General features: G+C 67.8%; 14 protein-coding genes. 3 read left to right on the top strand and 11 right to left on the bottom strand.

Going from position 1 to position 14,419, the window contains the following annotated elements:
• Nucleotides 1-135: 135 nt before the first annotated feature.
• The 3 genes from WS75_RS18490 to WS75_RS18480 form a co-directional block, all read right to left on the bottom strand.
• Entirely contained in the window at nt 136-699 is a 564-nt protein-coding gene (locus WS75_RS18490) for a barstar family protein (RefSeq protein WP_059681892.1), read from the bottom strand.
• 16 nt (nt 700-715) lie between these two features.
• On the bottom strand, nt 716-1,147 hold the full coding sequence (locus tag WS75_RS18485) for a ribonuclease (protein WP_006760307.1): 432 nt from the start codon (nt 1,145-1,147) through the stop codon (nt 716-718).
• A gap of 379 nt (nt 1,148-1,526) precedes the next feature.
• Nucleotides 1,527-3,827: an NADP-dependent malic enzyme gene (locus tag WS75_RS18480; protein WP_059681872.1), complete on the bottom strand. Its 2,301-nt coding sequence runs from the start codon at nt 3,825-3,827 to the stop codon at nt 1,527-1,529.
• A 142-nt stretch (nt 3,828-3,969) separates the two neighbouring features.
• Between WS75_RS18480 and thiL the strand changes: the two genes are divergently transcribed.
• Genes thiL through WS75_RS18465 form a run of 3 tightly spaced genes read left to right on the top strand, consistent with a single transcriptional unit; the run spans nt 3,970 to nt 6,068 of the window.
• Nucleotides 3,970-5,004, top strand: coding sequence for a thiamine-phosphate kinase (thiL, locus tag WS75_RS18475; RefSeq protein ID WP_156429823.1), 1,035 nt, complete (start codon nt 3,970-3,972; stop codon nt 5,002-5,004).
• Nucleotides 4,994-5,536, top strand: coding sequence for a phosphatidylglycerophosphatase A family protein (locus WS75_RS18470; protein WP_059681871.1), 543 nt, complete (start codon nt 4,994-4,996; stop codon nt 5,534-5,536). Before thiL ends, WS75_RS18470 begins: the two co-directional genes overlap by 11 nt.
• A 31-nt stretch (nt 5,537-5,567) precedes the next feature.
• Nucleotides 5,568-6,068: a CinA family protein gene (locus WS75_RS18465; protein WP_059681869.1), complete on the top strand. Its 501-nt coding sequence runs from the start codon at nt 5,568-5,570 to the stop codon at nt 6,066-6,068.
• A 255-nt stretch (nt 6,069-6,323) separates the two neighbouring features.
• On the opposite strand, the gene pyrF is transcribed toward WS75_RS18465, so the two are convergent.
• The 8 genes from pyrF to WS75_RS18425 all read right to left on the bottom strand — a co-directional run bounded on the left by pyrF (nt 6,324) and on the right by WS75_RS18425 (nt 14,406).
• On the bottom strand, nt 6,324-7,151 hold the full coding sequence (gene pyrF, locus WS75_RS18460) for an orotidine-5'-phosphate decarboxylase (protein WP_011350899.1): 828 nt from the start codon (nt 7,149-7,151) through the stop codon (nt 6,324-6,326).
• 39 nt (nt 7,152-7,190) lie between these two features.
• The gene (locus tag WS75_RS18455) at nt 7,191-8,252 is read right to left on the bottom strand and encodes an aldose 1-epimerase (RefSeq protein WP_059681866.1); all 1,062 of its coding nucleotides are present in this window, start codon (nt 8,250-8,252) and stop codon (nt 7,191-7,193) included.
• Between the two features lie 74 nt (nt 8,253-8,326).
• On the bottom strand, nt 8,327-9,142 hold the full coding sequence (locus WS75_RS18450) for an SDR family NAD(P)-dependent oxidoreductase (protein ID WP_059681865.1): 816 nt from the start codon (nt 9,140-9,142) through the stop codon (nt 8,327-8,329).
• 23 nt (nt 9,143-9,165) lie between these two features.
• The gene (gene araH / locus WS75_RS18445) at nt 9,166-10,182 is read right to left on the bottom strand and encodes an L-arabinose ABC transporter permease AraH (protein WP_059465359.1); all 1,017 of its coding nucleotides are present in this window, start codon (nt 10,180-10,182) and stop codon (nt 9,166-9,168) included.
• A gap of 90 nt (nt 10,183-10,272) precedes the next feature.
• Nucleotides 10,273-11,784, bottom strand: a complete 1,512-nt coding sequence (gene araG, locus WS75_RS18440) for an L-arabinose ABC transporter ATP-binding protein AraG (RefSeq protein WP_059681863.1) — start codon at nt 11,782-11,784, stop codon at nt 10,273-10,275.
• Between the two features lie 67 nt (nt 11,785-11,851).
• Nucleotides 11,852-12,847 (bottom strand): arabinose ABC transporter substrate-binding protein, encoded by a 996-nt coding sequence (locus WS75_RS18435; protein WP_059681861.1) that lies wholly within the window; start codon nt 12,845-12,847, stop codon nt 11,852-11,854.
• 102 nt (nt 12,848-12,949) lie between these two features.
• A complete protein-coding gene (locus tag WS75_RS18430; RefSeq protein ID WP_059681887.1) occupies nt 12,950-13,729 on the bottom strand; it encodes an SDR family oxidoreductase in 780 nt (259 codons plus the stop codon).
• The gene (locus WS75_RS18425) at nt 13,729-14,406 is read right to left on the bottom strand and encodes a 2-dehydro-3-deoxy-6-phosphogalactonate aldolase (RefSeq protein ID WP_059681858.1); all 678 of its coding nucleotides are present in this window, start codon (nt 14,404-14,406) and stop codon (nt 13,729-13,731) included. The genes WS75_RS18430 and WS75_RS18425 overlap by 1 nt, the downstream gene beginning before the upstream one ends.
• Nucleotides 14,407-14,419 lie beyond the last annotated feature (13 nt).

The following is a 14,419-nucleotide window of genomic DNA, read 5'->3' as shown; positions in this document are numbered from 1 at the left end:
ATCTCAGCGCAGCGTTTACAACCAATCCTTCCCTAAAATAAAAAATGCCGTTCAGCTGCTTAACTGAACGGCATTACGCGCGAGGCGGGCCTTTTGCCGGATCGGCCGCGTTCGGGCGGCCGACGGATTCGCGCTTTACGCGAACGAATAGAACACGCGGAACGCGACCTTGCGCTCGGCCCAGAATTCGGCTGCTTCGCGGAACACGTCGAGCAGCGTCTCGCGCCCTTCCTTGTCGAATTTCTGCGCGATCGGCAGCCCTTCCAGGACGATCACGAAACCGGGCTGCGCGCCGGCCTTCGCGACGAGGTCGGTCAGGCAGTCGTACAGCGCATCGTAGTTCTTCCCGAAATGCTTCGGAAACAGGAACGACGTCGCGATCGTCTCCATCACTTCCTGCTTCGACTGCGCGGCGCCGCAATACGCGTACAGGAAATGCTGGCCGAGCCGGCTGGCTTCGTCGGCGAGATCCTGCACGCGGAACGCGCGGATCGACTGCACGAGATTGGGTCGCACGGTCGTGAAAAGGCTCATAGGCTCCTCGTTCGATGAAAGCCCGGGCTCGGGTTCCTGTTGCTCCGGCGCGCCGCCGGCCTGTGCCGCCGCGTGGAGTTGCATCACGCGCTGAAACAGATTGCCGTCGCCGGCCGCGAACAGTTCCGCCGCCGCCGTATCGTGCGCGTAGATGGAGTCGCTCATGCCGTTCATCCCGAAGTCATTCAACAATACGTTTAAAACTGTTGTAGTGGTCGTCCGTGTAATAACAGTTGTCGATCCGGCGCAATGGCCCGCCACAGACGATCCGGCGCGCGCCGCGATTGCGTGCGCGTGGCGTCGGCACCGTGTACTCGTGGTAGTAGCCACGCTTCGCCTTCGGCAGGATCCGCTCGCGGTTGCCGAAGACGACGCCGTCTTTCTCGTACGGATAGGGGCCACCGGCGCCGATCAGGCCAAGCGTGGTCACGGCCTCGCGCGGCAGACGGGCGGTCGGGATCGTATCGACCCCGCCGACGGCCAGGTCGGCCGAAACGGCCTGCCGTGCGTAAGCGGCGGAAACCAGACTGCCCGTCGGCGTACCGACGATACCCATCGCGAACATCGCGAAGACGGACGCGAGCGCGCCGTTGCGGAGCCACTTGCGTGCCATGAACCAGGGTTCCCGCTGTTAAATCAAGTAGTTGACGACCAACCAAAGGCGTTAGCGTAGCGCTATTGTCCGCGCGAATCAATGTTCGTTTGGGAATCGAAAGGCTGGCCCCGCCCGGAATCGCGCATTTTTTACCGAAACGAGACTACATATATCTTACACGAGATAAAATACTTGCGGCATCTCTCGCATGGCAAGACCCTGCCTGCTTGCCACACTCGCTACCCCGAGTGGAGAAATGCTGCTGTTGCTTGCGGGAAGCGGGTTTGCGCCCTGCCCGACGGCGCGCCCTTTGCGGGCACGCCTCTTTTTGCTTTTGTTTACAATTTCGCCCGGCGCGCGGCACCGGTTCGACCGTTGCCGCGCGGTTCGTTCCGCCTCAGCGTGCGGCGTTCACGTCGGCGACCAGCAGCGCCGCCATGTTGACGATGCGGCGAACGGTCGCCGATTCGGTCAGCACGTGCACCGGCTGGGCTGCGCCCAGCAGGATCGGCCCGATCGCGATGTTGTTGCCGGCGGCCGTCTTCAGCAGGTTGTACGCAATGTTCGCGGCATCGATGTTCGGCAGGATCAGCAGGTTCGCGTCGCCTTCCAGCGTCGATTCGGGCAGGATTTCCTTGCGCAGCGCGGCGTCGAGCGCGACGTCGCCGTGCATTTCGCCGTCGACCTTCAACTCCGGCGCACGTTCCTGCAGGATCGCGAGCGTATCGCGCATCTTCTGCGCCGAAGGCGCGTTGCTCGTGCCGAAATTCGAGTGCGACAGCAGCGCGACCTTCGGCTCGATGCCGAACCGGCGCACCTCTTCCGCGGCCATGATCGTGATCTCGGCAAGTTGCTCCGGGGTCGGATCGACGTTCACGTGCGTGTCGACCAGGAAGATCTGGCGGCCCGGCAGCACAAGGCCGTTCATCGCCGCGTACACGCTGCAGCCCGGGCGCTTGCCGATCACCTGGTCGATGAAGTGAAGGTGGCGGTGGGTGGTGCTGATCGTGCCGCAGATCATCCCGTCCGCTTCGCCCTTCTTCACCAGCATCGAGCCGATCAGCGTCGTGCGGCGGCGCATCTCGACACGCGCCAGCTGCTCGCTGATGCCCTTGCGCGCCATCATCTTGTAGTACGTCTGCCAGAAGTCGCGGTAGCGCTCGTCGTGCTCCGTGTTGACGACCGTGAAGTCGGTGCCCGGCGTGAGGCGCAGGCCGTAGCGCTGGATACGGTGCTCGATCACCGACGGACGGCCGATCAGGATCGGCGTCGCGAGCTTCTCGTCGACGATGATCTGAACGGCGCGCAGCACGCGCTCTTCCTCGCCTTCCGCGAACACGACGCGCTTCTTCTCCGCCGGCGCGCTGCGCGCGAGCTGGAAGATCGGCTTCATCGTCGTGCCGCTGTGGTACACGAACTGCTGGAGGTGAACGCGGTACGCCTCCATGTCCTCGATCGGACGCGTCGCGACGCCGCCGTCCATCGCGGCCTGCGCGACGGCCGGCGCGATCTTCACGATCAGGCGCGGATCGAACGGCTTCGGAATCAGGTAATCGGGCCCGAACGACAGGTCCTGGATGCCGTAGGCGGTCGCGACGATGTCGCTTTGCTCCTGCTGCGCGAGCTCGGCGATCGCGTTGACGGCCGCGATCTCCATTTCACGCGTGATCGTCGTCGCGCCGACGTCGAGCGCGCCGCGGAAGATGAACGGGAAGCACAGGACGTTGTTGACCTGGTTCGGATAGTCGGTGCGGCCGGTCGCGAGAATCGCGTCGGGGCGCACTTCGAGCGCCGCTTCCGGCAGGATTTCCGGCGTCGGGTTCGCGAGCGCGAGGATCAGCGGGCGCTCGGCCATGCCCTTCACCATCTCCGGCTTCAGCACGCCGGCGGCCGACAGGCCGAGGAAGATGTCCGCGCCGTCGATCACCTCGGCCAGCGTGCGGGCGTCGGTTTCGCGGGCGAAACGCTCCTTGTCCGGATCCATCAGCTCGGTGCGGCCCTTATAGACGACGCCGGCCAGGTCGGTCACGGTGATGTTCTCGAGCGGCAGGCCGATGTCGACCAGCAGGTCCAGGCACGCGAGCGCGGCCGCCCCCGCGCCGGACGCGACGAGCTTCACCTTCTTGATGTCCTTGCCGACGACCTTGAGGCCGTTCGTGACGGCCGCTGCCACGACGATCGCGGTGCCGTGCTGGTCGTCGTGGAACACCGGAATCTTCATCCGCTTGCGGCACTCGCGCTCGACGATGAAGCAGTCCGGCGCCTTGATGTCTTCCAGGTTGATCCCGCCGAAGGTCGGCTCCAGCGCGGCGATCACGTCGACCAGCTTGTGCGGATCCGACTCGTTCAGCTCGATGTCGAACACGTCGATGCCGGCGAACTTCTTGAACAGCACCGCCTTGCCTTCCATCACCGGCTTCGACGCGAGCGGGCCGATGTTGCCGAGCCCGAGCACCGCGGTGCCGTTCGTGACGACGCCGACCAGGTTGCTGCGCGCCGTGAAGCGCGCGGCGTTCAGCGGGTTCTCGACGATCTCCTCGCACGCATACGCGACGCCCGGCGAATACGCGAGCGCGAGGTCGCGCTGGTTGATCATCTGCTTGGTCGGGGCGATCGCGATTTTCCCCGGCGTCGGGAATTCGTGATAGTCGAGAGCGGCTTCGCGGAGCTTGGCTTTGGAGGAGGCTTGGGTCGACATGTGTCTCTTGACGGGCGGATTAGAATAACTGTTCGACGGCATTGTAGCGCCAATCGAAGGCCGCCAGACCGGCGATTCGGGTGCGACAGCCGCGACAAAAATGTACTGAACGGTGCAGGAACGGCGCCGTTCGCTGCGTACAATGCCGTTCCCTTCACCGCTTCCGGGTTCGTCCGCCGTGCCAGCCGCCCTGTCCGAGTTTTCGCTGATCGATCGCTTCTTCGCGCGCCGCGCGGCTCGGGGGGCGCGTGCGTCGACGCTCGGCATCGGCGACGATTGCGCGCTGATCGCACCTCGTTCCGGAAAATTGCTGGCCATTTCAACGGACATGCTGGTCGAAGGCCGCCATTTCTTCCCCGATGTCGCGCCCGACGCGCTCGGCCACAAGACGCTCGCGGTCAACCTGTCTGACCTCGCGGCGATGGGCGCCGAGCCGCGCGCGTTCACGCTCGCGTGCGCACTGCCGCGCGCGGACGCGGCGTGGCTCGAGGCGTTCAGCAACGGCCTGTTCGCGCTCGCCGAGCGGTTCGGCTGCGAACTGATCGGCGGCGACACGACGAGCGGGCCGCTGAACCTGTGCGTGACCGTGTTCGGCGAAGTCTCGCCGGACGCGGCGTTGCGGCGCGATGCCGCGCGTGACGGCGACGACGTCTGGGTGTCCGGCACGCTCGGCGACGCCCGTGCGGGTCTCGGACTCGCGCGCGGCGAATGGACCGCCGGCGCGGACGAAGCTGCCGTATTCCGGCAGGCGCTCGAGCGTCCCGAGCCGCGCATCGCGCTCGGGCTTGCGCTCGCGGGCGTCGCACATGCGGCGCTCGACATCTCGGACGGCCTCGCCGGCGACTTGCAGCACATCCTGACCCGCTCGAACGTGCGCGCCGAGATCGACGCCGACGCGGTGCCGCGCTCGGCCGCGCTCGCGACGCTGCCGCCCGACGTGCAGCGACGCTGCACGCTCGCCGGCGGCGACGACTACGAGCTGTGCTTCACCGCGCCGGCCGCGGCCCGTGCGACGATCGAGGCAGCGGGCGCGAGCGCCGGCGTTCGGGTGACGCGAGTCGGTACAATACGCGCGTTGTCCTCGCCGTCGGAGCAGCCCGCGATCGCGTGGCGCGACGCCGCCGGCGCCCCCCTGACTCTCACGTTGCACGGTTTCGACCACTTCCATGCAGACTGACCCGACCGGGCAATCCGCGGCCGCGCCCGGCGCCGCCCGGAACGTGCCGCAGCGCGCCACGGCGCGCTTCATGCTGTCGCACCCGGCGCACATCGTGTCGCTCGGCTTCGGCAGCGGGCTCGCGCCGTTCATGCCCGGCACGTTCGGCTCGCTGTTCGGCTGGCTCACGTTCGTGGTGCTCAACCGCTACCTGACGGTGCCCGAATGGTGGGCGCTGATCGCGGTCGGTTTTGCGGCAGGCACGTGGATTACCGGTTTCACCGCACGAAAGATGGGCACGTCCGATCCGGGCGCCGTCGTCTGGGACGAAATCGTCGCGATCTGGCTCGTGATGCTGTTCGTCACGCCCGCGACCTTCATCGGCCAGTTGTGGGCGTTCGTCGTGTTCCGCTTCTTCGACATGCTCAAGCCGCCGCCGATCCGCTATTTCGACCGTCGCGTGAAAGGCGGGCTCGGCATCATGGTCGACGACCTGATCGCCGCGTTCATGACGCTGCTCGTGATCGCCTTCTGGCGCTCCGTCGTCGGCTGACCGATTTTCCGACTCCCGTTTCCCGACGCGCATGCCAACCGATTCCGTCGTCCATCAGCTTGCGATCCGCGCAGGCAACAAGCTGCGTGACGAGCACCTGTCGCTCGCCACCGCCGAATCCTGCACGGGCGGCATGATCGCCGCCGCGATCACCGACATCTCCGGCAGCAGCCAGTGGTTCGAGCGCGGCTTCGTCACCTACTCGAACCAGTCGAAGATCGACATGATCGGCGTTCCGCCAGACCTGATCGAGAAACACGGCGCCGTCAGCGAGCCGGTCGCACGCGCGATGGCCGAAGGTGCGCTGCGCAACAGCCGCGCGCAGGTCGCGCTGTCCGTCACCGGCATCGCCGGTCCGGCCGGCGGCAGCGAGAAGAAGCCGGTCGGCACCGTGTCGTTCGCATGGAGCAACCGGCTGCATACCGACGTCGAGACCCTCGTGTTCAAGGGCGACCGCGAGCAGATCCGCGCGCAGGCGGCCGCGCATGCGCTGCGCGGGCTGCTGAAGCTGCTCGACGAGCGCGAAGGCTGATTCGCCGGCGCAGCGGCAGGGGCGGCCGCCCCTGCCCGCCTGCCGAATTGCGTCGGGCTTCACGACGATCCAGTTCTTGTCCGCCGTGACCGGCAGGCCGAGCGCCTTCTGCCGCGCGGGCATGCGGTGCGCAAGCGACGGGAAGCTGTTCGCGTGCGCCAGGATGGCAGACACGCGAAGCAGGCGCGCGGCCCGCGGACGCGGGCTCGGCGGTGAAAGACCGCCCGGGCGGGCGGCCTGCGTTTCAGCGTTATTTCAGCGATGCGCGTTGATCGTATCGCGCGTCTTCTGCGCGGCGAGCGCGGCGGCTTCGGCGAAATCCTCGCCCTTGCTCGCGTACAGGATCGCGCGCGACGAGTTGATCATCATCCCGGTGCCGTCGGCGGTGCGGCCCGCGTTGACGGTCGCCTGCACGTCGCCGCCCTGTGCGCCGATGCCGGGGATCAGGAGCGGCATGTCGCCGACGATCCCGCGCACGATCTCGATTTCCTTCGGGAACGTCGCGCCGACCACGAGGCCGAGCTGGCCGTTCTTCGCATTCCACTTGTTCGCCGCGAGGTCGGCCACGACCTGGTACAGCGGCCGGCCGTTGGTGTCGAGGAACTGCAGATCCGACCCGCCCGGGTTGGACGTGCGGCACAGCACGATCACGCCCTTGCCTTCATGCTCGAAGTACGGCTCCACCGAGTCGTAGCCCATGTACGGGTTCACGGTGACCGCGTCCGCGCGATAGCGCTCGAACGCCTCGCGCGCGTACTGCTCGGCCGTGCTGCCGATGTCGCCGCGCTTCGCGTCGAGGATCACGGGCAGCCCCGGATGCTGGAGGTGGATGTGCGCGATCAGGCGCTCGAGCTGATCTTCCGCGCGATGCGCGGCGAAGTACGCGATCTGCGGCTTGAACGCGCTCGCGTATTGCGCGGTCGCGTCGACGATCTGCCGGCAGAATTCGAAGATCGCGTCGGGCTGGCCGTCGAACTGCACGGGAAAGCGCGACGGCTCGGGGTCGAGGCCGACGCACAGCAGCGAATTCGTGCGCTGCCACGCGGCGCGCAGCGATTCGATGAAAGTAAGCGGGGAAGACATGGCGGATACTCGCGGCAAACCGTTGGTAGACCGCGTATTTTACCCGCGTCGCCGGCGTCCTTCGCGCGCGGCGGCGTCGATGCGCGTATCGGACCGCTCGACGGTGAACGCGAAACGCCGCGTGAGCCGCTCGCCCGGCGCGAGCAGCGTCATCCCGTGCGCGGCCGCGCCACCCGGCAGGTTCACCGCATTGATCGGATGATCGACCGGCTCGAAGCAGAAAAAATGCTCGCCGGGCGGCGTATAGAGCACGTACGCATCGGCATCGGCCGCGATCGTCAACAACAGCCCGCGGCGCGGCCAGCTCACCGTCGCGTGGCCGCCCCAGCCGGTGAACGCATGATTGACGAGCGTCGCCGGCAACGGATACGCGACGCCGAACTGCCAGGCCGGCGGCACGCTCACGTGCCGCACCGGCAGGAAATCCGTACCCGACAGCCACAGCCCGCCCGCGGCCGCGGCCAGCTCGGTCGCGTCGTCGCGCACGAGGAACGGATGCAGGCCGAGCCCGAACGGCAGCCGTGCACGCCCTGCGTTTTCGATCGTCAGCGCGATCGACAGCGTCGTGTCGTCGAGCGCGAACGACTGGATCGCGCGAAACGCGTACGGCGCGCCGCTCGCGCGATCGAGCGACAGCTGCAGCGTCGTGTCGGTTGCGTCGTCCACCTGCCACGGCGCGAGCCAGCCGTCGCCGTGAATCGGCAATGGCTCGTCGCGGCGGTTGCGCGGCACCGCGACGCTGCGCCCGTCGCATTCGAAACGGCCGTTGCCGATCCGGTTCGAGTACGGCAGCAGCGGATAGCACGCGAGCGCGTTCGGATCCGTCGCCGTTTCCGGGTGCTCGCAACGCCGGAACACCGGCACCAGCGCGCCGTGATCGCCGCGCCAGTCGAAGCGCGCGATGCCGCCGCCCAGATGCGGCAGCACGTCGAGCCGCAGCGCCGCATTCGACAGCGTGACGGCCGCCGCATGCGCGGCGCCGACACCCTGCGCGAACGCGGCGGTCTGCGGGCCGGCGCTGACGGGCTGCGCGGCGGCAGCCAGGCGCGCGCGGCGCGACTGGCTCGTGGACGACGATGCGCGCGAGGACGTAGCGGTCATGGTGAGCTCCTTTCCTTCGTCGATGAAGTGATACGGGTCGTCGCGCAGTGCCGCGCGAATTCGAACATCGGCAATCAGGCCCAGCCGCCGTCGACCACCACGTCCTGCGCGGTGATCATCCGGCTGTCGTCGGCCGCGAGAAACAGCGCCATGCGCGCGAGGTCGTCCGGCAGCAGCTCGGCGTCGATGCACTGGCCGGCCTTGATCGCCGCGCGGCCCGCGTCGTCGAGCCACAGCCTGCGCTGCTTGTCGGTCATCACCCAGCCGGGCACCAGCGAATTCACGCGGATTCCGAACGCGCCGAGATCGCGCGCGAGCCCACGCGTGAGGCCCTGCACGGCCGCCTTCGCCATCACGTAGACGGGGTAGCCGCCGTTCTTCAGCATCCAGCTGATCGAGCCGAGATTGATGATCGCGCCGCCGCCGCGCTGCTTCATGTCGTCGATCACCGCCTGCGCGGCGAAGAACTGATGGCGCAGATTCACCGCGATGCCCGCGTCGAACGACTCGGGCGTCACGTCGCCGATCGCGTGGCGCGTGTCGTTCGCCGCGTTGTTCACGAGCACCGCGATCGTGCCGATGCGCGCGCGGATCGCGTCGATCGCATGGCGCAGCGCGTCGATGTCGGTCAGGTCGCACGGGATGAACAGCGGCGCGTGACGCACGTCCGGCGCCTGCGCGAGGGTTTCCGCGAGCGCCTGGCCCGCGTGCGCGTCGAGATCGACGAACGCCACGCGCGCGCCCTGCCGCGCGAAGTGCTCGACGAACGCCGCGCCGATCCCGGTCGCGCCGCCCGTGATCAGCACCGCGCGATCCTCGAGGCTCGGGTAGCGCGCATAGCGTGCGTCGCTCGCGGCGCGCGAATCCTGCGCGGAAGTTTCGATGGTCATGCGAATCGTCTCCGTGGAATCGGTCAGTCGCGTACGCCGCGGTTCTTCAGCTGGTCGAGCAGCACGGCCGCGAGCAGGATCGCGCCGCGCACCAGGTACTGATAGAACGCGTCGATGTTCAGCAGGTTCATCACGTTCTCGACGGTGCCCATGATCAGCACGCCGATCACGACGCCCGAGATCGTCGCGCGGCCACCCATCAGCGACACGCCGCCGAGCACGCACGCGGAGATCACGTTCAGCTCGAAGCCCTGCGCCGCGTTCGGCTGGCCCGACGTGATGCGCGATGCGAGGATCACGCCGGCAAGCGCCGTCACCGCGCCCTGGATCAGGAAGATGTAGACGCGCGTGCGTTCGACGTTGATCCCCGCGAGGCGCGACGCCTCGGGGTTGCCGCCGATCGCGAGCGTGTTGCGGCCGTACACGGTCTGGTTCAGCAGCACGCCGAACACGATGAAGCACATGAGCGTGACCCAGATCGGCAGCGATACGCCGAAGAGCGACAGCCCGCCGAGCGCGATGAACGTATCCGACGACACGCCGACCGCCTGCCCCTTCGACACGATGAAGCCGAGCCCGCGCACGATTTCCATCGTCGCGAGCGTCGTGATCAGCGCGTTGATGCGCAGGTACGCGATCACCGCGCCGTTCACGAAGCCGATCGCCGCCCCGGCCGCGACCGCCGCGACGATCGCGACGAACGTGTTGTCGGTCGCATTCAGCACCATCGCGCACAGCACGCCGGAGAACGCGACGGTCGAGCCGATCGACAGGTCGAAGTCGCGCGAGGCCAGACAGAACATCATCGTGCACGCGACCATCCCGATCTGCGAGATCGACAGTGCGAGGCCGAGCATGTTGTCGATCGAGAAGAAGTGATCGACCGTCAGCGACATCGTCACGAACATCACCGCGAAGATCGCGATCAGGCTGTATTCGGTGAGGTGCTGCCACCACTTCTGGCGGTCGCTCTGTTGTGGAACCAGCGCGTCGGCCGACGGCTTCACGGCTGCGCTGGCGAGGTTTTCCCTGACTTGCATGGTTGTGTCTCCTGCTCCTGCGTCGCGCGGCCCGCGCCGCGCTTGATCGATTCGAATGTCGTGCGTCGCTCGCGGCGACCTGAAACCGCGTCAGGCCGCCTCGGCGACGCCAGTCTGCGGCAGCGCGAGGTTCAGCACCGCATGCTCGTTCGCCTGCTCGCGCGGCAGCTCGCCCGCGATGCGGCCTTCGCGCATCACGACGATGCGGTCGGACACGCCGAGCACTTCCGGCAGTTCCGACGACACCATCACGATCGCGCAGCCGCGCTCCGCGAGCCGGTAGATCACGTCGTAGATCTCGTGCTTCGCGCCGACGTCGATGCCGCGCGTCGGCTCGTCGAGGATCACGACCTTCAGGTCGGGCTCCGCGAGCCAACGCGACAGGATCGCCTTCTGCTGGTTGCCGCCCGACAGGAAACGGATCTTCTGCCGCCGGTTCGGCGTCTTGATCTTCAGCCGCTGGATGAAGCGGTCGGCCGTTTCATTTTCGGTCTTGCGGTCGATGAACAGGCCCGCGCGCAGCGAATGACGGCGGCAGCTGATGTTGATGTTCTCCGCGACCGACGCCATCGCGATGATCCCTTCCTCCTTGCGGTCTTCCGGGCACAGCACGATGCCGTGACGGATCGCGTCGCCGGTGCGCTTCACGTCGATGCGCTTGCCGTCGAGCGTCAGCGCGCCCGCGCGTCGGCGGTCCGCGCCGTACACGAGCCGCATCAGTTCGCTGCGCCCCGCGCCGACCAGCCCGAAGAAGCCGACGATCTCGCCCGCGCGCACCGAGAAGCTCGCCGGCTCGCGCAACGCGGGGCCGTCGACGCCTTCGGCCGAAAACCGCACGTCGCCGAGCGCACGCGGCGCGTAGTGGTAAATGTCCGCGATCTCGCGCCCGACCATCTCGGCAACCAGCCGCTCGCGCGGCACGTCGGCGAGCGATTCGTGCGACGCGATCTTGCGCCCGTCGCGAAAGATCGTGCACGCATCGCACAGCCGGTAGATCTCGTCCATCCGGTGCGAGATGTAGATCAGCGCGCGGCCCTGCGCGCGCAGGTCGTCGACGAGCTTGAACAGCACCTCGGTCTCGCGATGCGACAGCGAGCTCGTCGGTTCGTCGAGCGCGATTACGCGCGCGTTGCGCATCAGCGCCTTGCAGATCTCGACCATCTGCCGCTGCGCGATCGACAGCCGCCCGAGTTTCGCGTCGGGATCGAGATCGACGCCCATCGCCGCGAGCCGTTCGCGCACATGGCGCTTCGCCTCGCCTTTCCTCACCCAGCCGAGCGCATTCGGCAGGCGGCCGAGCAACAGGTTCTCCGCGACCGTCAGGTCGGGCACGTACTGCAGTTCCTGGTGAATCACCGCAATGCCGGCCGCGATCGACGCGGCCGCACTCGAAAAATGCACGGGCTGGCCGTCGACCAGCACGCTGCCCGCATCGGGCTGGTATTCGCCGCCGAGAATCTTCAGCAGCGTCGACTTGCCCGCGCCGTTCTCGCCCATCAGGCCATGCACCTCGCCCGCGCGCACGTCGAACGAGATGCCGTCGAGTGCGCGCACGCCGGGAAATACCTTGCCGATATTGTCAAAACGCAGTGCCGCTGACACGTCGTCTCCCCACTTGCAGTTCCATCGGTCGCCGGCCGCCGCATCGCCGCGGCAGCCGGCGGGCGGCTTACTTCGATGCGAGCCCCATCTCGTCGCGCACCTTCGACACGTTGTCGCGCGTCGCGAGCATGCCCGTCGTCAGCGTCAGCGCCGGCGGTGCCTTGCCCTGCGTGATCCACGCGTACATCAGGTCCGAAGTTTCCTCGCCGTGGCGCTTCGGGCTGATGATCACGGTGCCGTAGAAGCCCGTCGGCTGCGGCTTCTTGAATTCGTTCAGCGCCGAATCGGAACCACCGATGCCGATGCCGATCATGTTGTCCGCCTTGAAGCCGCGCCCTTCGGCCGCGCGCACCGCGCCGAGCACGGCCTCGTCGTTCAGGCCGTACGCGACCCAGTGCTTGAACTGCGGGTTCTTGGTGAGCGCGATGTTCGCCGCGTTGAACGCGTTCTCGGTGTCGGTCTTCGCCTGCGGCGCCGCGATCACGTTCGCCTTCGGGAAGCCGGCCGCCACCAGCGCGTCGGTCGCGCCGCTCGTGCGGTCGTGCGCGGTCGGCAGCTGCTCGTAGGTGATGTCGATCGCGCCGACGTCCTTCATGTCCCAGCCGCGCTTCTTGATCTCGGCCGCGATGCCGTCGCCGACCTGCTTGCCGATGTTGTACGCGGAGATCCCCATGTGCGGCACCGCCTCGATCGGCTTGCCCGCGCCGTCGACGAGGCGGTCGTCGACCGTCATCATCTTCAGGTTGTGCGACTTCGCCTTCGCGACGATGCCCGGCCCGAGCTTCACGTCGGGCGTGCAGATGATGAAGCCCTGCGCCTTCTGCGCGGACAGGTTGTCGATCGCGCTCATCACCTTCTCGCCCGACGGGGCGCCGATCTTCACGAGCGTGAAGCCCTTGTTCTTTGCCGCGATCTCGGCGAACTTCCACTCGTCCTGGAACCACGGCTCTTCCGGCTGCTTCACCAGGAAGCCGATCTTGACCGGGTCGGCCGCGTGCGCGACCGGGCTTCCGATCACCACTGCCGCCGCGGCGGCAAGCGTTACGAAGGTTCTGCGTTTCATCTCCAGTGTCTCCTTGTCTTCATCGAACGGAATACAGCCGCTTGTTGGTTTCGACGCAGCGTGCGCGCGGCCGTCGCACGTGCGGTCTGTCGAATCGTTGCGTCAGTCGTGGTACAGCGCCGCGCGCCCGCCGTCGACGGTGATGCAAGCGGCATTGATGAACGGCGCCTCGTCGGAGGCGAGAAACACGGCCGTCATCGCGACTTCTTCCGGCTTGCCGATCCGCTTCATCGGCTGCAGCGCGAGCGTCTCGGCGCGTGCCGCCGCCGGGTCGGCCTGCGCGTCCCACCAGTCGCGCGTGAGCTGCGTCTCGATGTAACCGGGCGCGATCGCGTTCACGCGCACGTTGCGCGCCGCGTATTCGATGCCGAGCGCACGCGTGAGGCCCAGCACGCCGTGTTTCGCGACCGGGTACGGAAAGCAGCCCGGGATGATCCGGAACGCATGCGTCGACGCGATGTTCACGATGCTGCCGCGGCCGCGTTCGACCATCCCCGGCAGCGCCGCGCGGCAGCCGTGCCATACGCCGTCGAGGTCGACGGCGAAGCAGCGGCGCCAGTCTTCGTCCGTCATCGTCAGCGGATCGGCGAACACATTGATGCCCGCGTTGTTCACGAGCACGTCGAGCGGGCCGAATGCGGCTTCGGTCTGCGCGAGCGCGTCGCGCACCGAATCCTGCCGCGCGACATCCGCATGCAGCGGCAGCACGCGCGCGCCGTCGATGTCGTCGGCGATCGCCGCGGCCGTGCGCTGCGCTTGCGGGAAGTCGAGGTCGACGAGCGCGACGGCCGCGCCCTCGCGCGCGAACGCCTGCGCGATCGCGGCGCCGATCCCGCGGCCCGCGCCCGTCACCATCGCGACCTTGCCCGTGAGGCGTCCCATCATGCGGCTCCGCCGCGCGCCACGCGCAGGCCGGCCTGGAACGCGCGCGCGTTCGCTGCGGTCGCGTCCGCCGACTGGCCGGGCCGGTACAGCGCCGAACCGAGCCCGAAGCCGTTGGCGCCGGCCGCGAGGAACGGCTGCATGTTGTCCGGGGAAATCCCGCCGACGGGAATCAGCGGCACCGCGCGGTCGATCACCGCACGCCACGCCTTCACGACGGGCACGCCGAGCTGCTCGGCCGGGAACATCTTCAGCACGTCGGCGCCGTTTGCGAGCGCGGCAAACGCCTCGGTCGGCGTCGCGACACCCGGTGCGCTCGCGAGCCCGCGCTCGCGCGCACGGCGGATCACGGCAGCGTCGCTGTGCGGCATCACGATCAGCGTGCCGCCCGCGTCCTGCACGCGGTCGACATGCTCGGCGCGCAGCACGGTGCCAGCGCCGACGATCATGTCGTCGGGCAGCGCGCGGCGCAGCGCCGCGATGCTGCCGAACGGATCGGGCGAGTTGAGCGGCACCTCGACGATCCGGAAGCCCGCTTCGTGCAGCGCAAGGCCGTGGTCAGCCGCTTCGGCGGGCGTGATGCCGCGCATGATCGCGATCAGCGGGCACGCGTCGAACGCGCGCATCAGCGCGGCGTGCGGTGTATATGGTGCGGGCAGCGTAAGGTCGGACGACATCGGCGATTCCTCT

Source organism: Burkholderia sp. FL-7-2-10-S1-D7 (assembly GCF_001524185.1).
GTDB lineage: Bacteria > Pseudomonadota > Gammaproteobacteria > Burkholderiales > Burkholderiaceae > Burkholderia > Burkholderia diffusa.
This window is presented reverse-complemented; position numbering and strand designations above follow the sequence as displayed.